The sequence below is a fragment of the Idiomarina sp. A28L genome, assembly GCF_000218785.1.
Taxonomy (GTDB): Bacteria; Pseudomonadota; Gammaproteobacteria; order Enterobacterales; family Alteromonadaceae; genus Aliidiomarina.
This window is the reverse complement of sequence record NZ_AFPO01000024.1, coordinates 30,828-52,727: the sequence shown is the minus strand read 5'-3', so window position 1 is coordinate 52,727 and position 21,900 is coordinate 30,828. Positions and strand designations below refer to the sequence as shown.

General features: G+C 45.4%; 19 protein-coding genes. 6 read left to right on the top strand and 13 right to left on the bottom strand.

Annotated features, from left to right (window positions below; translation table 11 throughout):
- Positions 1 to 6: 6 nt before the first annotated feature.
- Genes cyoE through A28LD_RS09980 form a run of 4 tightly spaced genes read right to left on the bottom strand, consistent with a single transcriptional unit; the run spans position 7 to position 3,262 of the window.
- The gene (gene cyoE / locus A28LD_RS09995) at positions 7 to 897 is read right to left on the bottom strand and encodes a heme o synthase (RefSeq protein ID WP_007420965.1); all 891 of its coding nucleotides are present in this window, start codon (positions 895 to 897) and stop codon (positions 7 to 9) included.
- On the bottom strand, positions 890 to 1,897 hold the full coding sequence (locus tag A28LD_RS09990) for a COX15/CtaA family protein (RefSeq protein WP_007420964.1): 1,008 nt from the start codon (positions 1,895 to 1,897) through the stop codon (positions 890 to 892). The genes cyoE and A28LD_RS09990 overlap by 8 nt, the downstream gene beginning before the upstream one ends.
- Before the next feature lie 46 nt (positions 1,898 to 1,943).
- Positions 1,944 to 2,513, bottom strand: coding sequence for a hypothetical protein (locus tag A28LD_RS09985; protein WP_007420963.1), 570 nt, complete (start codon positions 2,511 to 2,513; stop codon positions 1,944 to 1,946).
- Positions 2,510 to 3,262: an SURF1 family protein gene (locus A28LD_RS09980; RefSeq protein WP_007420962.1), complete on the bottom strand. Its 753-nt coding sequence runs from the start codon at positions 3,260 to 3,262 to the stop codon at positions 2,510 to 2,512. The genes A28LD_RS09985 and A28LD_RS09980 overlap by 4 nt, the downstream gene beginning before the upstream one ends.
- A 21-nt stretch (positions 3,263 to 3,283) precedes the next feature.
- On the opposite strand from A28LD_RS09980, the gene A28LD_RS09975 reads away from it, so the two are divergent.
- On the top strand, positions 3,284 to 3,502 hold the full coding sequence (locus A28LD_RS09975; RefSeq protein ID WP_007420961.1) for a DUF2909 domain-containing protein: 219 nt from the start codon (positions 3,284 to 3,286) through the stop codon (positions 3,500 to 3,502).
- 43 nt (positions 3,503 to 3,545) lie between these two features.
- Here the strand turns inward: A28LD_RS09975 and A28LD_RS09970 are convergent, their stop codons facing one another.
- The 6 genes from A28LD_RS09970 to lexA all read right to left on the bottom strand — a co-directional run bounded on the left by A28LD_RS09970 (position 3,546) and on the right by lexA (position 9,183).
- Positions 3,546 to 4,433 (bottom strand): cytochrome c oxidase subunit 3, encoded by an 888-nt coding sequence (locus A28LD_RS09970; RefSeq protein ID WP_007420960.1) that lies wholly within the window; start codon positions 4,431 to 4,433, stop codon positions 3,546 to 3,548.
- 10 nt (positions 4,434 to 4,443) lie between these two features.
- Positions 4,444 to 5,025, bottom strand: coding sequence for a cytochrome c oxidase assembly protein (locus A28LD_RS09965; protein WP_007420959.1), 582 nt, complete (start codon positions 5,023 to 5,025; stop codon positions 4,444 to 4,446).
- A gap of 6 nt (positions 5,026 to 5,031) precedes the next feature.
- Complete coding sequence (gene ctaD / locus A28LD_RS09960; RefSeq protein WP_007420958.1) at positions 5,032 to 6,633, bottom strand: cytochrome c oxidase subunit I; 1,602 nt, start codon at positions 6,631 to 6,633, stop codon at positions 5,032 to 5,034.
- Positions 6,634 to 6,644: 11 nt separating this feature from the next.
- Positions 6,645 to 7,748: a cytochrome c oxidase subunit II gene (gene coxB, locus A28LD_RS09955; RefSeq protein ID WP_083824814.1), complete on the bottom strand. Its 1,104-nt coding sequence runs from the start codon at positions 7,746 to 7,748 to the stop codon at positions 6,645 to 6,647.
- 386 nt (positions 7,749 to 8,134) lie between these two features.
- Positions 8,135 to 8,563 (bottom strand): hypothetical protein, encoded by a 429-nt coding sequence (locus A28LD_RS12040; protein WP_007420956.1) that lies wholly within the window; start codon positions 8,561 to 8,563, stop codon positions 8,135 to 8,137.
- The gene (lexA, locus tag A28LD_RS09945; RefSeq protein WP_007420955.1) at positions 8,560 to 9,183 is read right to left on the bottom strand and encodes a transcriptional repressor LexA; all 624 of its coding nucleotides are present in this window, start codon (positions 9,181 to 9,183) and stop codon (positions 8,560 to 8,562) included. The genes A28LD_RS12040 and lexA overlap by 4 nt, the downstream gene beginning before the upstream one ends.
- A 216-nt stretch (positions 9,184 to 9,399) precedes the next feature.
- On the opposite strand from lexA, the gene plsB reads away from it, so the two are divergent.
- Entirely contained in the window at positions 9,400 to 11,841 is a 2,442-nt protein-coding gene (plsB, locus tag A28LD_RS09940) for a glycerol-3-phosphate 1-O-acyltransferase PlsB (protein ID WP_007420954.1), read from the top strand.
- Here plsB and A28LD_RS09935 read toward each other — a convergent pair.
- The gene (locus tag A28LD_RS09935) at positions 11,838 to 12,929 is read right to left on the bottom strand and encodes a polysaccharide deacetylase family protein (RefSeq protein WP_007420953.1); all 1,092 of its coding nucleotides are present in this window, start codon (positions 12,927 to 12,929) and stop codon (positions 11,838 to 11,840) included. The genes plsB and A28LD_RS09935 overlap by 4 nt on opposite strands.
- Positions 12,930 to 12,952: 23 nt before the next feature.
- Between A28LD_RS09935 and A28LD_RS09930 the strand changes: the two genes are divergently transcribed.
- A complete protein-coding gene (locus tag A28LD_RS09930) occupies positions 12,953 to 14,278 on the top strand; it encodes an MATE family efflux transporter (protein ID WP_007420952.1) in 1,326 nt (441 codons plus the stop codon).
- Positions 14,279 to 14,362: 84 nt separating this feature from the next.
- Here the strand turns inward: A28LD_RS09930 and A28LD_RS09925 are convergent, their stop codons facing one another.
- On the bottom strand, positions 14,363 to 15,631 hold the full coding sequence (locus A28LD_RS09925; protein WP_083824812.1) for a DUF4397 domain-containing protein: 1,269 nt from the start codon (positions 15,629 to 15,631) through the stop codon (positions 14,363 to 14,365).
- A 376-nt stretch (positions 15,632 to 16,007) separates the two neighbouring features.
- On the opposite strand from A28LD_RS09925, the gene A28LD_RS09920 reads away from it, so the two are divergent.
- On the top strand, positions 16,008 to 16,502 hold the full coding sequence (locus tag A28LD_RS09920) for a hypothetical protein (RefSeq protein WP_139043578.1): 495 nt from the start codon (positions 16,008 to 16,010) through the stop codon (positions 16,500 to 16,502).
- Between the two features lie 25 nt (positions 16,503 to 16,527).
- Here the strand turns inward: A28LD_RS09920 and nfuA are convergent, their stop codons facing one another.
- Positions 16,528 to 17,106, bottom strand: a complete 579-nt coding sequence (nfuA, locus tag A28LD_RS09915) for a Fe-S biogenesis protein NfuA (RefSeq protein ID WP_007420948.1) — start codon at positions 17,104 to 17,106, stop codon at positions 16,528 to 16,530.
- A gap of 160 nt (positions 17,107 to 17,266) precedes the next feature.
- Here nfuA and A28LD_RS09910 point away from each other — a divergent pair, with 160 nt between their 5' ends.
- Positions 17,267 to 19,900, top strand: coding sequence for a M14 family zinc carboxypeptidase (locus A28LD_RS09910; RefSeq protein WP_007420947.1), 2,634 nt, complete (start codon positions 17,267 to 17,269; stop codon positions 19,898 to 19,900).
- 91 nt (positions 19,901 to 19,991) lie between these two features.
- Entirely contained in the window at positions 19,992 to 21,884 is a 1,893-nt protein-coding gene (locus A28LD_RS09905; protein WP_007420946.1) for a GNAT family N-acetyltransferase, read from the top strand.
- Positions 21,885 to 21,900 lie beyond the last annotated feature (16 nt).

Sequence of the window (21,900 nt, the reverse complement as noted above, 5' to 3'; positions counted from 1 at the left end):
AATCCTTTAGTACATGAAATAATGATCAACCAATAACAAAATAAATAAGCCCATTAGATGCCATATCGAAAACTTAAACATCTTAAATGCGGTGAATTTATTCGGTTTGTACTTTAATTTCAAAGCATAAGCTAAGAAACCAATATTTAGCGCCGAAACACCCACTAGGTAAATCAAGCCACTCATGCCAATCAAATAGGGTAATACGCATACCGCAGTTAGCAAAACGGTATACAACAAAATGCACGTTTTAGTAAATGCGATACCATGCGTTACTGGCAGCATCGGTACTTCAGCTTTCGCGTAATCTTTTGCCCGATGAACAGCAAGCGCCCAAAAATGAGGAGGCGTCCAAGTGAACACTATCATCACCAATAAAAGCGGATAAGCATGAATTTCTCCAGTAACGGCTGTCCAGCCAAGTAATGGCGGTGCCGCACCAGCTAAACCACCAATCACTATATTCTGCGGTGTCGCGCGCTTCAGATACATGGTGTAAATCACTGCGTAACCCACCAAGCTTGCTAGCGTGAGAACCGCGGTAATACGATTTACGAATACATCGAGAATGATGTAGCCCAGCGCACCAATAATCATGGCGAAGGTTAATACTTTCCGAGGCGATAATGCGCCGGTTGGTAAAGGCCTACGCAGAGTACGTGCCATTTTTGCATCAATGTGCCGATCGACAAGGTGGTTAATGGCTGCTGCAGAACTGGCCATTAAACCAATACCTAGCATTGCTGGAATAAGAATTTCAGCGGCAACCCAAGTAGGTGTTGCCAATGCCATTCCCACAAGTGCAGTAAGCAACAACAACGCAACTACACGAGGTTTTGTAAGTTCGAGATATTCACGCCAAGAGGCGCGTTGGGTTAGCGCGGCTTGATTAGCCATGGCTCACCTCCTTATTATTAAGCCGGTAAAGGCCGAAATTTAGTGCCACTAATGTAACCATCAGTAAAGCACCTACGGCGTTATGTGCAACGGCAACAGCGAGCGGTAAGCTTGCCAATACGTTGGTAATACCTAGCAACACTTGCACAACCAACAACACTGAAAGCGTTAATGCCACACTTCGGAACCAAGCGCTCGTAGCATTCAACCAAAGTTTAGCGAGTAACCACACCATCACTGCCATCACCACAATCGCACCGAAACGATGAACTATGTGCATCGTCATTCTTTCATTATAGCTATGCACACCAAATTCGTAGTTATCTGCTTCCGGTAATGAGAAGGCACCCGCGAAATCTAAGCGCTCGCTCCAACTACCTTCACAAATTGGTAAGTTTGTACAAGCTAGAGCCGCATAGTTAGCCGCTACCCAGCCACCGGATGCAATTTGCGCTATTACGATAATAAGGGCAAATGCCGCCAACCCACTTAACCCACGTAAAGCAGATTCTCGCGCTAATCGTGGTGGCGTTTCCCTTAAATGTAAAAGCACCAGCAAACTAAAGGTTGTAAAACCACCAAGCAGGTGGCCCATAACGATAACCGGTTGCAAATTCATGGTTACTGTCCACATGCCCAGCGCCGCTTGGAAGATAATCATTGCAAGCAAAGCGAGTGGCAGTTTAAGTGGTTTGCCTGCGCCCTCTTTCCGATACCGTGCTACCGCCGCAATTGCGATAGCGAGCACCAACAAACCTAGAATGCCCGCCGCATAGCGGTGAATCATTTCATTCCAAGCTTTGAAGTGCTCAACGGGGCGTTCCGGAAAGCGCATTTCGGCTTCCCCAACCTTTACCTCGCTGTGAGGCACGGTAAGGTAACCATAACAACCAGGCCAATCTGGACAGCCCAAACCCGCATCAGTTAAACGAGTGTAAGACCCCAGAATGATGACCACCAGCACAAGCCCTAAGGCTATTTTTACTAAACGCTGCACCATTTATTGTTATCCTTCTTATGCATCCGTTGTTAACAATTTTATTACTTTACCCTACTCGAGAAAGTTTGAGTAATTTTTGTAGATCACTTAATAAATCACGCCCATTCATTACGGTGTCTTTTCTATCTTCACTGCCGGCATACCACAACACAACACTACCTACAGGATCGATAATGATTAGTGCATGCTCCGGGAGATTTTCCAGCGCCTGATAAACGCCTTCTGCTTCTACTAACAACATAGAGCTATCGGCCGGCAACTCTGGCAACGTGTTCGCCGAGCCACTACCGGCTATTGCTATCGGCTGTACTCGCTCTTGCTGGCGGCCTAATGCGTGATCTAGCTGGCTCGCTACATAAAGGCTATTCACACAAGCGGTAGAGCATTCCGCCGGCATACGATAGGCAATACGCCATTTATCTGGAAGCTCAGCGTTATCAGTTTCGCTAAGCTGAATTGCTGGGGTTACTAAATTGCCTTTATTACTCACCCCGGTTTCATACCACCCCATAGAAAGCACAAGCTTTGCAGCAGCTAAAGGTAGTATAAAAATCAAAGCTACAATAATGAGAACGCGTTGGCTTTTGCGTTTAACTTTCTGCTCTTCTGGTGTCATGAGTTTTCCTTGCCAGCAGTTTTCGGGCTATGCCGGCTTGCTACTAAAAATATAATAAGTGCGGCTAGCGCTAAGCCAAACCATTGCACTGCGTACGCATAATGTCGGTGTGGTGTCATTATCACTACGGGCCAATCTCTTACAAACCCCACATCAGCTTCAGGATCTTGCAACACGATAAAATCTGCTAATGGAAACTGCAATTGTTCTCTCATTTTCGCAAGCTCTGGATATTGAATTCGCATTGGCCATTCGCCTAGATTGAATTCTTGTTCTTGCAAAATAAAGGGGTTATCGGCCGGAATACGGATGCGCCCGCGCACCTCTACTTCTCCCGCCGCCAACTCAATCTCAGGAATATCGGCGCGATTTTGCCCGGCTGGAATCCAACCCAAGTTTACTGGCACAAGATTGGGTTCTAAATCATCGTTGGTTGCAAGTGCTAGCACCTGATAACCTACCCGACCTTGATGAATTTGATTATCAATATAAAAAACATATTCAGGATGAAGTGTTGCACGAACGCTAACTTTTTCATCCGGCGCTGATGCTAAGAAAGGTAATGATTCTGTAGTTATTGGTGAATAATTTTCGGCTGCGGCATGGCGGTCCATAATCATCTGTTTTTCTTGGCCACGATCAATTTGCCAAAAACCAAGCTTGACCATTACCGCAATCGCAAGCAAAGTAATTAGCATCGCTCCAAAATGGATGCGGAATAATAATGAACCAAGGCGAAGTACTTTCATAACAACTTCTGAGGACCTGCCGTGTTAGATATAATTCTCAAAATACTACTCGTTGCATTACTGCTCTATATCATCGCAAATCTATTTCGAGGCTTATTTAGTGCCTTAAAGAATGACCCTGATGCGCCACCGATGTCTTTCTATATCGGTAAACGGGTTGGCTTTTCCGCCGTAATCATTCTAATCATCATCCTTGCGCTTGCATTTGATATTACGTCACTAAACCAGCGCCCCTACTAAAGCAGGGGCGCCACCTTTTCTTTCTAACCTGTTGTGTATTCGCTTAGATAATGTAGACGAATACAAACAGAAGTAGCCAAACAACATCAACAAAGTGCCAATACCAAGCGGCTGCTTGGAAACCGAATTGGTCATCTTTGGTAAAGTGGCCAGCCAGAACACGCCCTAACATGATAATAAGCAAAACCGCGCCTAGGGTTACGTGTAAGCCGTGAAAACCAGTAAGCAGGAAGAATGTATTACCATAAACTCCCGATTGCATGGTAAGGCCTAGATCACGATAGGCGTGAACATATTCATAGCCTTGGAATCCTAAGAAAATCAAACCCAACACAATGGTTAAGATCAGCCAATTAGTTAACGCTTTTCGCTTATCTTCTTCTAACGCTACATGAGCAAAGTGCAAGGTTACTGAAGAAACCACCAAGATAGCGGTATTCATTAACGGTAATCCAAACCAGCCCATTGCTTGAGTGGTTGTGCCATCAGGCGTTGTGGTAAGCGGCCAAATCGCTTCGAACGCGGGCCATAAAATCTCGCCTGTTGAAACATTATTACTTGCACCGCCAAGCCATGGCACAGCGATCATACGCGCATAGAATAAGGCGCCGAAGAATGCTAAAAAGAACATTACCTCAGAGAAAATAAACCAGCTCATACCTTGTTTATAAGAACGGCCCAACTGCGCGTTGTATAAACCTTGGCGAGATTCGCGGATTTGATCGCCAAACCAGCCCACTAGCATCACAAGCAACACTAATAAGCCCGCACCTAAAACATAGTGGCCATAACCGGCCTCTTGTTTCGAAGCTTCAATGGTGAAATGGCCCGCACCAAAGGCTATTAGGCCAAGCGCAACAGCCCCAACAATTGGCCAAATACTTTGATCAGGCACGTAATATTTTGAATATTCTTCTTTTTTTGTACTCATTGAATTTCCCTCATTCCGCCAAGTTAGCAGTTACCTGCACTTGTTCGGTCAGGTCATACATCATGTAAGACAATGTGAATCGATGGATACGATCAGGAAGATCAGGATCCAGATAAAACTGCATTGGCATTACCGCACGCTCACCTGCTGCTAACGGCTGCTGCTCAAAACAAAAACATTCGGTTTTATTCAAGTAAAGCGATGCTTCACCGGGTGAAACAGAAGGTAATGCTTGAGCAATAACAGCTTTATCCGTTCGATTCTCAATAATGAAATTAACGGTTTTCACTTCCCCTGGGTGTACGCGAATAGAGCGAACCTCGGGGTGAAACTCCCATGGAATTCCACGGCTTACGCGGGTGTGAAACTCCACGGTAACCACCCGCGATTGATCAACATTCATGCCTTCGTTCGATTGTGCCGCTGTATTAGTCGTGCGCCCGTTAAAACCGGTTATTTCGCAAAACTTTTCATACAGCGGGACAAGGGCAAAACCAAAGGCAAACATCAGCATTACGGAGGCTAATAACCGAGTGATAACTCGGCTATTGCCACGTTCATGTTTTTGCTCGTTGGATTCATGTTCGCTCATAAGCTATTACACCTTTGGTGGTACATCGAAGGTGTGGTAAGGCGCAGGCGAAGGCACTGTCCATTCCAAACCTTCGGCACCTTCCCATGGTTTCGCTGGTGCAGGCTTACCCTTCTTGAATGCGCACTTGAGTGCAACGGCAAGGAAGATAAGTTGCGAGAAACCGAAGAGGAAACCGCCAATACTTACGATCTGATTAATATCAGCAAATTGAATTGCATAATCTGGAATCCGCCGTGGCATACCCGCCAAGCCAACAAAGTGCATTGGGAAGAACAGGATATTCACGGAGATCAGTGAGCACCAGAAATGTAACTTACTGAGGAAATCATCGTACATAACGCCCGACCATTTCGGTAACCAGTAGTAAGCCGCTGCCATAATCGAGAACACAGCACCCGTTACTAGCACGTAATGGAAATGCGCTACTACAAAGTAGGTATCATGATATTGGTAATCCACCGGCGTGATGGCAAGCATAATTCCCGAGAAACCACCTATCGTAAATAGGATTACGAATGCTAATGAGAACAACATCGGTGTTTCAAATGTCATTGCCCCTCGCCACATGGTACTCACCCAGTTGAATACTTTCACACCCGTTGGCACCGCAATCAACATCGTCATGTACATGAAGAAGAGCGAAGCGAAGGTTGGCATACCGGTTGTGAACATGTGGTGAGCCCACACCAAGAATGATAAGCCTGCAATTGATGCTGTAGCATAAACCATGGATGCATAACCAAATAACGGCTTCCGAGCGAACGCTGGAATAATCGCCGAAACGATACCGAAAGAAGGTAAGATCATGATGTACACTTCAGGGTGGCCAAAGAACCAGAATAAGTGCTGGAATAGCACTGGGTCGCCACCACCCGCCGCATCGAAGAAGCTGGTACCAAAATATTTATCCGTTAACACCATGGTTACCACACCAGCGAGAACCGGCATTACTGCAATCAATAAGAATGCAGTGATAAACCATGTCCACACAAACAACGGCATTTTCATGTAGTTCATACCCGGTGCACGCATATTCATAATGGTTACGATTACGTTAATCGCGCCCATAATCGAACTCATGCCCATGATATGCATACTAAATACAAACAACGCAGTTGAATCCGTGCTGTAGGTAGTTGAAAGTGGTGCGTAGAACGTCCAACCAAAGGCTGGAGCGCCGCCCGGCATAAAGAACGATGACAACATGATCAGGAATGCAAATGGTAGTATCCAGAACGACCAGTTATTCATTCGCGGCAACGCCATATCAGGCGCGCCGATCATCATTGGTATCATCCAGTTCGCTAAACCAACAAACGCTGGCATAACGGCACCGAACACCATAATCACACCGTGCATGGTGGTCATTTGGTTGAAGAAATGCGGATCAATTATCTGCATTCCTGGCTGAAATAGCTCTGCTCGAATCATTAGCGCCATACTGCCGCCAACGAGGAACATTAAAAAACTGAACCACAAATACATCGTACCGATATCTTTGTGGTTAGTGGTGAATAACCACCGTTTTATACCTGTTGGTTTATGATCGTGATGATCATCATGCGCATCATGGGCGCTATGGGTATCAGATACTGTAGTGCTCATAGCTATGCCCCTTATTGGTTACCCTGAATGAACTGATGAATATCCGCAGCTTGCACTAAATCGCCTGTATTGTTACCCCAAGCATTTCGCTCGTAAGTAATAACAGCAGCAAGCTCACGCATGCTCAGGTTGTTGCGGAAAGATTGCATTGCTGTTCCAGCAGCACCATTCACTACAACATCAATGTGGGCAGTTTGATCACCGATAGAAACCCCTACTCCTGCCAAGCCAGGGAATACACCCGGGATACCTTGGCCGTTTGGCTGATGGCATGCGGCACATTGAGATAAATAAACGCGCTCACCCATAGACATAAGTTCGTCTTTGCTCATTTCCATCGATAATAAACGTTCTTCTTCCGCTCGTGCATCGGCTAAACGTTGCTCTTCACCTTGAATCCAAGCTTCGAATTCTGCTGGCTCTTTGGCAATAACAACGATAGGCATGAAGCCATGGTCGCGGCCACATAACTCGGCACACTGCCCACGATAGATACCTGGCTCATCAATACGCGTCCACGCTTCATTGATATAGCCGGGGTTAGCATCTTTTTTCACGGCAAATTCTGGCACCCACCACGAATGAATTACATCATCAGAAGTGATTAAAAAGCGTATTTTTTGGCCAACCGGAACCACTAATGGACGATCAACTTCTAGAAGGTAATTTTCGGTTTGCGGAAGCCGGCCATAAATCTGATCGCGCGGAGTAGCGAGGTTACTTAGATATTCCACATCATAATCTAAGTAACTATAATGCCAGCGCCATTGAGAGCCAGTAATCAACACGCTCATATCTGAATCAGAAGTATCATCCATTTTCAGCAGCGTAATTGTTGCTGGAACGGCCATACCAATCAGAATCAGGAACGGAATTACGGTCCACGCAATTTCCACACGAAGATTATCGTGAAATTTTGCTGGCTCAACACCTCGGCTTTTACGATGACGATATATAGAGATAAACATCGCACCGAAAACGATAACACCAATAGCAACACAAATATAAAACACCAGCATGTGTAAGCTGTACACAGTTTGGCTTATATCTGTAACACCACGGGTAAGATTTAACTGTGAGCCTTGTCCGGCGCTAGCGATTGCAGAAGTAAACATCGCTACCAAACCAATGAGTAGGCTGGTTAGTCTTACTTTCACTCGACTTCTCCTCTTATTCTTTTCATGTAACGCCTTGAGGGGCAACACGCCACAGTGAAAAAGAACAAAGAGGTCAACAAGAACAGAACTACTTTCCCCGAAACATCAGTCCTTGCCTAACCCTTTGTTTATTGTTCTATGTGCTTTGAAAGCACTTATTATTTAGGTTTATCAAGTCGCTGATACGAATCACTAAGAAAGTGGTTTCTGAGTAAACAACATCGTAACTTCAGCGGGTAGTTTGATGAGGAACAAAATACCATCAAAAATGTTAATAAAAAAGGGGTTGTTTTTAACAACCCCTTGGGGTCCTCTGAAAATATCAGAGGAATGTGGAGAGAGTTTTAATGAATTGCAGTAGGGAAGTTATCTGGTGTGAACAAAAAACTAATCGCTTGGCTTGCTTTAGCTACAAGCTGAAGGCGTTGTTTCTCGCGGCCTGCACAAGGATTTAACCAAGCAATAACTAACTGGCTATTGTTAATCAAAAGCGCCTGTTCTGTTGCCCATAGAGCGGTTTCATTGCTTGTAGTATTCACCCTACGAATACGATCTGGTCGGACGCCTGATGCAATCAACTGCGCAATTAATGTACGAGGAGCTTTACCGATAACAGTAATCCACTGATCATCACGCTTGTTCATGGTGTTCAGTGTCACCCACAATTGCGAATGTAAATTTTCTTCTTCACCTAAGCTTTGCTGCGAATTAATATCTTCGTGGCCCCATACACCTGGGTGTGCATAGCAACGAGAAACCGAAGAATGATTCATAACCAACCCCCATTTCGAATAACACCTACCGCTAACCCTTCAATTGTCATAAATTGCTGAGTTAAATCGACCTGAATAATGGAAAACTCTTCATTCTCAGGGTGAAGCAATACCATATTACCGCGGCGCTCAAAGCGCTTTACCGTAACGTCATCGTCTACACGAGCTACAACGATTTGCCCGTTCCGAGCTTCATTTGTTTTGTGAACGGCCAAGATATCATTATCAAGAATACCGATATCTTTCATGCTCATTCCGTTTACCCGCAGAAGAAAATCTGCATGCGGATGAAACATTGATTGATCTACTTGGTAATGCGATTCAATGTGTTGCTGAGCCAATATCGGTTCACCAGCGGCAACTTGGCCTATTAATGGCAACCCTAAACTTTCGGCTACTGCAATATCATCTTGAATCAAGCGAATACCTCGGGACATGCCCGGCATCATCTCGATAACGCCTTTTTTAGCAAGCGCTTTCAAATGTTCCTCTGCTGAATTAGCAGAGCGGAAACCTAATCGGGTTGCAATTTCTGCACGCGTTGGCGGCATACCTGTTGCTTCGATGTTGGTTCGAATCATATCCAATATTTGTTGCTGTCTTGGCGTCAAAGGGCGCATATCATCACCTGTGTTTTCATACAGTACACTGTTAGTATATACAGTAATAACCACTGTGCAACTTTTTTTGAACAAATATATTCAAAGCAACACCCGATGCTTAAAAATGATATTCTTATATCCACAGTAAATTGTTTGAGGCAATAAGCCTCGCAGTGCAATAATTATGTTCAGCGATGAATATTCTCAACAGAATCGAAAGCTTTCGGAGTGGAAATGAGAACAACTTCTTTAATCTATAAATTATTGCGCCTGCCCGTTACTTGGATGACAAAAGTAAAAGCTATTGCAGATGCACATGATGCCGTTCCTTCAGCTCCCGATCATGTAGTTTATGTAATGCGTGGCCCTTCAGCTACAGATTTAGTAGTTGCGCGTAAAAGCGCACTTGAGTTGGGTTTACCCGACCCCACAGAACCTTTGTATTTAAATGGCAAATACTACGATCGCGTTCTTTATATTGAAGATCCGAAGCACCGGCTTGGGCAAACACCACAAGAAGCTTTTGCTGAATTAATGCAATTACACCAAGTTCATCAGAGCTATAACGTGCACATGCATCCTCTAGCCCTGTTTTGGGGCCGGGAACCTGGGCGCGAACATAACGAAGGCCGCACCATGACGGCAGATATCGAAGTTCCTGGTAAATTTAAGAAATTCTGGTTGGTGCTATTTTCCGGGCGCAACATTTTAGCGCGGGTTTCGCGCCCAGTGAGCTTGCGCACCATGGCCGATAGCCACGCTAGTGAACACGAACTTGCTCACAAACTAACGCGCGTAGCACGCACCCATTTTGCGCGCTTGCGCTATGCGGTGGCGGGCCCCAAATTGCTCGGCCGCGAAGCGATGATTCAAGATCTACTGGAAACTCCAGCCATTCGCGCTGCTATTGCCGAAGAAGCTCGGGCAAAGAAAATACCCGAAAGCCAAGCGGTTAAAAGAGCTCGCAGTTATCTGCACGAAGTAGCAGCTGATTATCGCGAAGGCTTAGTTCGCTTCGCCGATCACTTCTTTACGTGGCTTTGGACCAAGATTTACAACGGCATTACCGTTAAAAATGGCGAAACAATTCGTAAATTAGCCCTAGATGGCCACGAAATTGTTTATGTTCCTTGCCATCGCAGCCACATGGATTATTTACTGCTTAGTTTTGTTATTTATAAAGAAGGCTTGGTGCCACCGCATATAGCAGCCGGCGTAAATCTAAATTTTTTCCCAGTGGGCAATATCTTTCGCCGCGGCGGTGCATTCTTTTTACGCAGAAGTTTCCGAGGTAATAAGCTTTATTCCACTGTGTTTCGTGAATATCTTACCCGGCTTTTCCAAAAAGGTTACGCCGTAGAATACTTTATGGAAGGTGGCCGCAGCCGCACTGGCCGTTTATTGCAGCCGAAAACCGGTATGTTGGCGATGACACTGCAAAGCCAACTACGCGGTGTTACTCGCCCTATAACGTTCGTACCCGTTTATCTTGGCTATGAACATGTAATGGAAGTGAGCACTTATCATGGTGAACTTAAAGGTGCGAGCAAAGAGAAAGAATCGGTATTCCAAGTGTTTGGTATTTTGCGCAAATTACGCAACTTCGGCCATGGCTTTGTAACCTTCGGTGAGCCACTTCGGCTTTCGGAATATCTTGATAATGCTCAACCAAACTGGCGCGATTCTGTAACCCATGGTGCTGAAGAGCCGGCAAAACCGCGTTGGCTTACGCCTATGGTAAATGATTTGGCCGATATCCTAATGCGCCGTATCAACGATGGCGCTGCGCTGAATAGCATTAACTTAACCGGCCTAGTATTACTTAGTGCCGAAAGGAATACGTTAACGCGCGAAGAGCTGTTAAACCAAATACAGTGTTACCTCACCCTGCAACGGGAAGTGCCGTTTAGCAAAGATATTCAAGTACCCGAATGGTCGATCGAAACGATTTGGGAACATTTACAAAAAATGAATAAATTTGAGGTTAGCGATAACGGCTCGGGATCGTTGGTGAGCCTAAATCAAACCCAAGCCATTACGCTTACTTACTATCGCAATAACATTTTACACATGTTCATTGTGCCGGCACTGCTTGCTCGCTACGCCCGAAAAGGTAGAGAGTTTACCGCACCAGAGGCCGCTGATTTCATTAGTAAGCTTTACCCTATGCTGGAAGCTGAGCTGTTCTTGAATCGCCATAGCAAAGATATTGATTTATGGGTGGCGGCACTTTGCGAAGAATTTGTTCGGCAAGAATGGTTAACGCAAGAAGGCGAAACGTTCTCACTAGTGAAACGCAGCAAACTCGGTTACGTACAGCTTACGTTGCTGGCCAATGCCGCCGAGGAAACCCTAGTTCGTTACGCCATTGTGCTCGAGTTACTGCAGCAATCAAGCGCGCTTTCTCGCAGTGAACTTGAACAGCACAGTGAGAAAATTGGCGCACTCATTGGCGCACGCCATGGTATTGATGCGCCCGAATTTTACGATAAGAAAGTATTTGCTACGCTCGTTTCTGTTTTAAAAGCTGAGAAATATATCGATATTACTGATGATGGCATGTATACATCAGATGAGCGTACGAATACGCTCAGTGATGAATTAGATATATTGCTCGGGAGCCAAGTTCAACAAACAATTCGAGAATCCGTTCAACGTATCTTGGCCGCCAACTAATCAGGCCACATGCCGTTAGCATCGGGGCGAATCCATTGGATGGAATACCAGTAAAAGCGCCCCGAATAAGTTTTACTAGGCGCTGTGCAGTTATAGCGCCCTCGGCCAACGCGCAACGGTTCGCTCGCTGCAATACTAAAGGTTGTATCGTTTTCCCAATCAGGCACATGCGGCTGACCGGCGATAAAGCAATTTAACTGGCTGCGATTAAAATCACTGGTATCTACCGTAAGAGTTAATTTCGGCTTAGTTTCATCGTGACGCAGCAATGTATCGCGGTATTCTGCACTTGTTACCGGTAGCGAAAGCGCCGCTATTTTTGCACCCAACGTATCTAAATTGGCATACATACCTGCCGCAGCAAACCTCGGAATAGCTCGAAAATCACTTGTAGCGCCGAACCCACCCGAATGTTGGCCAAAGCCAACAAAACCCAGTTCAGCAACTAAATCCGCAAGTTTGTTATCATATTCACCATAAGGATAGGCGAATAGCTTATAGCTAACGCCTACCTCTTCTTCAATTTTTGCTTCTGCCGCAAGAATGTTATCCCGCATGCGTTGTAACCACTGTTGCTCACTTTCACCATCATTTCGGCGGGGTAAATGGGCGTGGTCAAGGGTGTGGTTGGCGATTACCACGCCCTCTTCATGTAGCTCACGAATTTGATCCCAACTCATATATTGCCCTGGGCGTGAGCCCACCGGATCGGTGGTTACAAAAAGTGTCCATGGCACATTAAATTCATTCAGAATTGGCCGGCCATTAGTAAAAATGTTCTGATATGCATCATCAAAAGTAATCACAACCGATTTTTCTGGAATGCTTTTTTCACCGCGCGCTGCGGCAATCGCATCGCGTATATCCACCACAGTAAAATCATTGTCGCGCAAGTATTCTAAATGTTCGCGCAACTCGTCAGGGCTCACGCTGGTAATGCGGGGCGTGCTTTCACTTACATGGTGATATAACAATATCGATGCATGAGCACTATTTTCAGAATGATTATCGGCATAACTTGTGCTTGGTGAGCAGCCTGCTAAGGCCAAAAAAAGTGTTAAGATAAAGGCCAAATTTCCAATACGCATCGCGAATCTCCGGAGCAATTTTAATGTCTACGCCTTCAACTTGGTTTGGCCGCTGGCAAGATCATCAACGCATTTTTGCCATTGCGCTACCTATGATGATTTCCAATATTGCTGCGCCAATGTTGGGGCTAATTGATACAGCAATCATAGGGCATTTGCCCGATGCTATCTACCTTAGTGCTGTTGCGCTGGGTGCCATGGTACTCAGTTTTATTTATCTACTCGCCGTATTTTTGCGAATGTCGACTACAGCAGTAGTGGCAAATGCCTTCGGTGCAAACGATATAAGCGCCCAACAAAAACACTTCACCCATGGAATTTTATTCGCAGTCGTGATCGGTGTAGTGATCATTGCTCTCTCACCTCTGCTGCCGTTTGTTCTAGGCTTTCTTTTCTCGGTGGAAGGCGAACTGTTAGGCCTTACCCGTGATTATATTCAAATCCGTGTATGGGCTGCGCCAGCGGCTTTGATTAACCTTGTGGTATTGGGTGTTCTACTCGGGCGCCAGCAAGCAAAAGCCGCCATGGTTTTAGTTATCTTTACTAACTTAGTTAATGTGATTGGTGATGTAATTCTAATTATTGGCCTCGATCTAAACGTACATGGCGCCGCGTGGGCTTCATTTGCTGCAGAATGGAGTACGGCAATAATAGGGCTTATTATTGTAAGTAAGCACTTACATTTAAGCGTTTTACCAAAGATACAGTGGCAAGCGTTAAGGCTACTGGCGCAAATGAACGGTGATATCTTTGTACGTTCGCTTGCACTGCAACTTTGTATGGTAATGATGACCGGCTACGCCAGTTATTACGGCACCACAATTGTCGCTGCAAATGCTGTTCTCATGCAATTTTTAGTGCTAATTTCCCTAGGTTTAGATGGCATCGCCTATTCAGTAGAGGCGTTGATCGGGCAAGCAAAAGGCAGTAAAAACAAAACGCAAATTCAACGTTGGTATCGGCTCTGCTTGCTGTGGTCGATACTCTTTGCATGTATTTATAGTTTGGTATTTTGGGGATTTGGCGCGCATATCATAAGTTTGATTACGAACATTCCTGAGGTTATTGCCAATGCTCAACTATATCTGCCTTGGCTAATTATATTGCCGCTTCTAGCACATTGGAGCTACTTTTTTGATGGCGTATTTATTGGCCTTGGTGCCAGTAAAGCAATGCGTAACACCATGCTCGTTTCAGCTTTGGGCGTATTTTTGCCGGTTTGGGCATTCACGAATTGGTTTACGGATATGGAAAATCATGGGCTCTGGTTAGCGCTTTCTATGTTTATGGCCGCACGCGGAATCAGCCAATGGTATTGGCTGCGGCGTCATCCAACAAGCTTAGCCTGAAATCAGGATTAACGCGTAAAAATGCCGCCCGCAAGTAAACTTGGGGCGGCAAAGTAGGCTTGTACATCTCAGCCCAGGGGGAAATTACTCTTCGCTTACGAAATCATCCATCAGGATTAGCTGTGGTAACAAACCACCGCCTGTAGCGTCTACCGCGATAGCAGTGTATAGACCACCACCCACTAGATCCAACATTACAGGACCAATCGCTGCGTCTTTCGTATCAGCCAAAGTAACAGTTACAAAGTACTCGCCTGGAGTAAGTGCAACATTACCAGTGAACTGGATATCTTCGGCATTAAAATCAACACCTGCGAATGTAGGAGTAGCATCGCTAATATCGTCTGTAGCAGTTACATAGATATCAACTGGGCCAGCGGCTGGTGATGCGTGTACGATACGTACTTGCGCAGCAGTAGCAATGCGGCGGTTGAAATCTTGGATAACGGCAGCAGTAATCGTATCGTTAGTAAGTTCACCAACTGCTAAAACACTATATTGAGCAGCGTTATCAAGTGGCAAATCAGCTTCGATTACGGTTACATCAGTACCTGCCGCATTTACTTTTACGTTGTAAGTATCCGCAGCTAAGTTGATATAATCGGAGAACGCTAAGAATGGCACATCTGCTAGCGCTTCACCGTCGTTAACCAACACATCTACATTTGGTGCATCAGCAACTGCGTGTACTACGCGAACATCGGCACCCGTATCTTGTGAATACAACACTGAAGAAGCTTCGCCATCGGCGAGCAATAACGCGATTGGACGATCTGCGCTGTTAGCAGCAACGTTAGGTGTTGCTGTTACAAATAGATCAGCACCGGCTGGTAATGATACTTCGCCAGAATCAAATACTATAGCCTCTGGGTCGCCTGCTACCGTGATACGGATTTGGTAATCACCACCTGGTACTTCTACCTGCGGCGTATAATCTTGGTAGGCTAATGTGGCTGTAGGTTGTGCAGCTGATAAATCTGCATCAAACTCAGTTACAAACACATCCACTGTTAAATCAACAGGAACACCGTGTAATACTTGTAAGCGAACATTACCTTCGCCTACTGCAGAAACTGGATTTGATACCACTAATGGCTCTAAGGTTTCTTCAGCTACAGAACCTAGCGCGAAAACTTCATAACGCGTATCAGAATCAAATTCTAAAGCTAGCGGGCCAATAACTGTTGCTGTGCTTTCGTCGGGTAGTATGGCATCTACACCAACAGTATAGTTACCAGTAGTTACCGTGGATAAACCTGACGATACCTGATAATCTACATTTTCCAGGAAGTTATTTCCGGTTACCGTTACATTTACGGCTGGTGCATCAGTTGCTGCGTGGTGTACGCGCAGTTGAAACTCACCCCGAGGCTATTCTGGTGGAATTTCTGGTACTTGTAATTCCGGTGAACTGCTACTGCTATTACACGCCGCAAGTGCTAGTGCTAAAGCAGAAACACTCAGTGTTTTTGTGATTCTGTTCATGTTTGTATCCTCGTTTTTGATTGTCAGCAACAATCTGTTACGAAATACGCTCATGAGCAGGATCACAAATTACTAACAAAAGATCACAGATATGATCAGAGCAATTCTCACATTCTTTCTAGGAATAACACTTATCCTATTGGTCTTAGGTGTAATAAGCTCGAGCTTAAAACCACCGCCTGCCTCCAAAAGCCCCCAAAAGCACACAGAACCTCTACATTCAAACACCCCAAATACCGATAACATGGTAGTACGGAGTGACCAGGATTTATCTGAAGAAACAAATGATTCGGTTGATTCCGATGAAAAAGCGTTCACTGCAGGAGTAAATCAAGATGTAGATGAGGCTGCGGAAGAACGCGTAGCGAGAGAAATTCAGATTTTGCTAGAAAGTGAAGCCAGTTTATCTAACATCATTGGAACCAATATTACCGTGCTCGGAAACTTAGGTGGCTCTGCAGCGTTTGTGAGCCATCAAGCCCTATTACGCAAAATCAACAGTACCGATGAAATACAACCTATGTCTATAGTGTGCTCAAACACACTCTGCAATGTGCTAATTTATGGCTCGGATGCACCCACAGCTGAAGCTTTTGCGAATACATTACTGAATAATGAACTACCAGGTGTGAATGTTACGGGTGGGGAATACAGAGTTTTTCGTGAAGAGAATTACGATTTTGCGCACGTGGTGTTAAAAGTAGCGAAGCCAGAACCGAACTCACCCCAGGAAAATTAATAGCTGAGGTGAGCATAGATTCCTATTAGTAGTATGAATGCTCACCGCGAGAATGTTCGGTGATATCACGAACACCATTTAACTCACCCGGGAAGTGCTCTAATAGTTGCTTTTCAATCCCTTCTTTTAGGGTAACATCAACCATAGAACAACCGTTACAACCGCCACCGAACTGCAAAATAGCTATGCCATCAGCGGTGATTTCAGACACCATCACTTGCCCACCATGGCTAGCGAGCTGAGGGTTTACTTCCGATTGAATCACATATTCAACACGCTCAATCAGCTCGGCATCATCGGCTACTTTTTGAGCCTTCGCATTTGGTGCTTTTAGTGTAAGCTGAGAACCAAGCTCTTGCTGTACGAAATCAATTTCTGCTTCGTGCAAAAACGGCGCGCTTTCAGCATCTACCAACGCATCAAAGCCTTCGAAGTTTAAACGAACATCGCTTTCTTCCACCGAATCTTGCGGCGCATAGGATACACCACACTCTGCATTTGGCCGACCCGGATTCACCACGAATACACGAATGTTAGTGCCAGCTTCTTGGCGGCTTAATAACTCACGGAAGTGGGTTTGAGCGGATTCAGAAATTGTAATCATGCACATCACCTTCTATTCAATACTGCTCGAGTATTTATATACCCGAGTATTTTAGTAGGGTTTATTCTACCGCATCACAACGTCATTGCATAGTAACTCTATTGGCTGTGAGCCTTATATTTGTTAAGTTTACCGCAACATAAATCAGGAGTTGAACTTGATGAAAATCACAAATCGTTCGTTTTATCGCCGTTTTACGGCATTTTTAGCCGCTGCGCTGACACTTAGTTTCACAGCCGTGGCAGTAGACTTAGATTACTATCTGCCCAATAACGTTAGCTACGATCAAAGTATCACTAAGCCTGCAGAAGCCTTAGGCTTTGAAGTGGGTGAATGGCATGTTCGCCCAGAACAGATTACTCGATATATGGAGATTCTTGCTGAAGAATCTGATCGTATTACGCTAGAAATAACCGGCCGCAGCCACGAATTTCGGCCGATGATGGTACTCAAAATCAGTGCTCCTGAAAACCAAAACCGTTTGGAAGAAATGCGCCAACAGCATTTAGCGGTAACCGATCCAAGCCAAAACGTAAATGCAAAAGAAGCTCCACTTGTGATTTACATGGGTTACAGCGTGCATGGTGATGAATCATCTGGTTCGAATGCCGCTGTACTTGCTGCCTATTATCTAGCAGCTGCTCAAGGGCCTGAAATAGATGCGTGGTTAGATAACACCGTTATCCTTTTTGACCCAATGTATAACCCTGATGGTTTAGCGCGTTTTGCCACTTGGGTTAACCAATATAAAAGTATGACCGCAGGTGCTGATAGCCAACATCGCGAGCATCAACAAGATTGGCTACGCGGCCGCCAGAACCATTATTGGTTCGATTTGAACCGTGATTGGTTGTTGCTGCAACATCCAGAATCACAGGCTCGTATTGCAACCTATCAAGCCTGGATGCCGAACGTACTTACCGATCATCACGAAATGGGTACCGATGCTACCTACTTCTTCCAGCCGGGCATTCCTTCGCGTAAAAACCCGCTTACGCCGGATGAAAATGTTCGTTTAACCGAGCGCCTAGCTGAATTCCACGGCGCTGCTTTAGACGAAATTCAAAGCCTTTACTACACCGAGGAATCGTTTGATGATTTCTACTATGGCAAAGGTTCAAGCTATCCTGATGCACAGGGCACCGTTGCTATTTTATTCGAGCAAGCCTCTTCACGTGGCCACTTGCAAGAATCAATAAATGGCGATGTTTCTTTCCCGTTTACTATTCGCAATCAGTTTGTAACTTCTTTATCTACCATCAAAGGTGCTGTAGCCGAACGTGAGTGGTTGCTTGATTACCAACAGCGCTTCTTTAAAGAAAACCTAGAGCTAGCAAGTAAAGAAGGCTTTGATGGTTACTTGTTAAAAGAAACCGATGAAGGCCGCATGCATGAATTGCTAAATATTCTGCGCGCGCACAGCATTGATGTTTATCCAGTTACCGAAAGCTTCAGCGTAAACGATGAAACCTATAACCCAGGGGAAGCGTTCTACGTACCGATTCGCCAACGCAACTACCGATTGCTGAAAGGCGCATTCACAACTCGCCAAGATTTTCCTGATAACACCTTTTACGATGTTTCAGCTTGGACATTGCCAATGGCATTTAACGTTGAGTTTTCGGAAGTCCGCCAAAACCGCCGTTTTCGGATTGCTGAAAACGTATGGGATGGTGCGAGCGATTTCGCCAGCAATGAACTTGCTGAAACGAACGTAGGGTATATTTTTAGTTGGGAACCACATTTTGCACCACGCGTATTGAACCACCTTCTCAAAGAAGGTATTCACGCTCGCTTAGCAGTAGATGACGTTACCGTAAGTACACCGAATGGCGGCGAGCAATTTAGCCGCGGTGCAGTAATTGTAACCCGCGCTTATCAAGATAAGCCTTGGCAAGAAGTTCAAGCTAAACTAGCTGAACTAGCTGATGCTAATCGCGTTCGTGTTCACACTATTATGAGCGGTATGACATCAACGGTAGGTATGGATGTGGGTAGCCGCAGTATTAACCCTGCCACAGAACCAAAAGTAATGTTGGTTATTGGTGATGGTGTTAATCTTCAGGAAGCTGGCGAAACTTGGTATTACTTTGATAGAGATTTAAATATCCCAGTAACCATGATTGAAACTCAACGATTAGATCGCTCAGATATCAGCCGCTATACCCACATTATTTTAGTAGATGGGAATCATCGTAGCCTGAGCGAACGCTTTAAGAATGAATTGCAACAATGGGTGCGCGCTGGTGGTACGTTAATTGGACAAAAAGGCGGCGCACGTTGGATGAGCGAAAATAATCTGCTAGCAACCACCGTTGTTCCTGCAGATGAATTCCGCGAGAAATTCAGCACCGAAGGTTTAACTTATGCCGATAGAAATGATTATTTCGGCCAACAGCGTATCGCAGGTGCTATCTTCAATAGCCAGTTGGATTTAAGCCACCCGCTTACGGTGGGCTTTACGCGTGAAACCTTGCCAATATTTAAGAACAGCACTATTGCATTTACTAACAGCGAAAGCCCGTTTGTAGATGTAGCAACATACGCCGAAGAACCAGTATTTGCAGGCTATACTTCACAAGGTAACCGTGAAGTGTTAAGCGAACGCACTACAGTTCTTGCGCATCGTTATGGTGGTGGGCGTGTTGTTGGTTTCGCAGATAACGTGAATTTCCGTGGTTATTTCTGGGGAACTTCAAAACTTATGGCGAATGCAATCTTCTTTAGTCAGTATGCTTTAGGCACCGCTGGCGATGAAGAAGAGGAAGAAAACGAGGACGCGCACGCTCATTAACACTGATTAAAGTGCGGCGCTGATAACTACTAACCACCCTTACGCGAAATAAGCTACCTTCGCGTAAGGGTGTTTTCAGTAAGGAACAGCTATGCCGAACGAGCAACCGAACTCTGCGCAAAAGCCCAATCGTGCCGTTGCTGGGCAGCTTCGTTATCAAGGTAATCCCGCCAAATGGCCAGAGCTAATTAAATCAGGGCAACGCATTTTCATTGGCTCACATGCCGCAGTACCTCACGCCTTAATTACCGATCTGCTCACCAACAGCAACTACCTTCATGATGTAGAAATTGTACAAGTTGCCGCATTTGGTGATAACCAATGGGCTGAGCCCAAATACCTTCGTAATTTCAAAATAAACACCTTATTTATCGGCGGCGAACAAGTTCGTAAAGCCGTAGCTGAAGGGCGCGCTGATTATACCCCGGCGTTTATGTCCGATATCCCCTCGCTTTTTACCGATGAAATACTTCCCCTGGATGCCGCGCTGATTATGGTGAGCCCAGCCGATGAGCATGGTTACCATTCTTTGGGTGTTTCTGTAGATATCGTTTCTGCCGCTCTACGCGGTGCAAAAACGGTCATTGCCCAAGTAAACCCGCAAATGCCCGTAACCTTCGGCCAAGCGTTTATTCACCGAGGGCAAATTGATGCGCTTTTCTATGCAAGTGAACCCCTGCTGGAAATTCACCCTCCGCAATTAGATCCCGTTACCGAACGTGTTGGCCAATATGTTTCGCTATTAATTAATAATGGAGCTACGATCCAAATTGGCTTCGGCAAGGTATGTGAAGCTACCCTAAGGTATTTAAATAACCATAGAGATCTTGGTGTACATAGCGAATTAATCACCGATGGCATTATGGATTTGATGCTTAAAGGCGTTATTAATAACCGCAAAAAAAGCTTCCATCAGCACAAAACAGTAACCAGCTTTTGTATCGGTACTCAGCGTTTGTATGATTATGTTAATCACAACCCACACATCGGCTTCTACCCCAGCGAGTATGTGAATTCTCCGGCTAATATTTCGCGCAACGATAATATGATTTCGATCAATAGTGCCATTGAAGTAGATTTAACCGGCCAAGTTGTATCCGATTCCATTGGCTATCAATTCTACTCGGGTATTGGCGGGCAGGTTGATTTCAGCCGTGGCGCTTCGATGAGCCAAGGTGGCAAGCCGGTAATCGCACTGCCATCAACTGCGGAGAATGGCACCATATCGCGCATTGTGCCGCATATTACCGAAGGTGGAGGTGTAGTAACCTCGCGAGCTCATGTTTATTACGTAGTTACAGAGTTTGGTGTGGCATCTTTGCGCGGCAAGAGTATTCGCGAACGAGCCCTTGAATTAATTCGAGTAGCGCATCCTAAATTCCGCCCGCAACTACTAGAAGAGGTGCGTAAACACTACTACGTTCCCCACTATCAAGTACAAACGCCGGTTGAAATTCCCGAACTTGGCGATGTCGGCTTCAAAAAAATTGATATTAATGGCGAGGCCTTCGATGTGCGCCCGCTAAACCCCAGCGATGAGCGGCGCTTGCAAGAATTTTTTTATTCGCACACTAAAGAAACCCTGCAAATGCGTTACAACACTATTCCTACGCAAATGAATCGGGAGAAATCCTGCAACTTGGTGAGCGTTGATCAATCTAAAGATCTCGCCCTATGCATCGTGCGCCAGCAAGGCTCTATGTCGCAAATTCAAGCGGTTGGCCGCTACTATTTGAGCCAAAATGGCGAGAACTGCGAGGCCGCTTTCGTAACGCGCGAGAACAACCAAGGCAAGGGCATGGCGAAACTGTTGCTCGCAGAGATGATTCGTATTGCCAAGCTTCGTGGCGTAAAAACTATGCTTGCATATGTTCGAGCGGAAAATCAAAAAATGCTTGCCGTGTTTGAAAAAGCAGGATTTGTACGTATGCCCGCAGATGAGCCCGGCGAAGTAAATTTACAACTATCATTAATCGAAAATTAACATTGAGGTTTGGTAA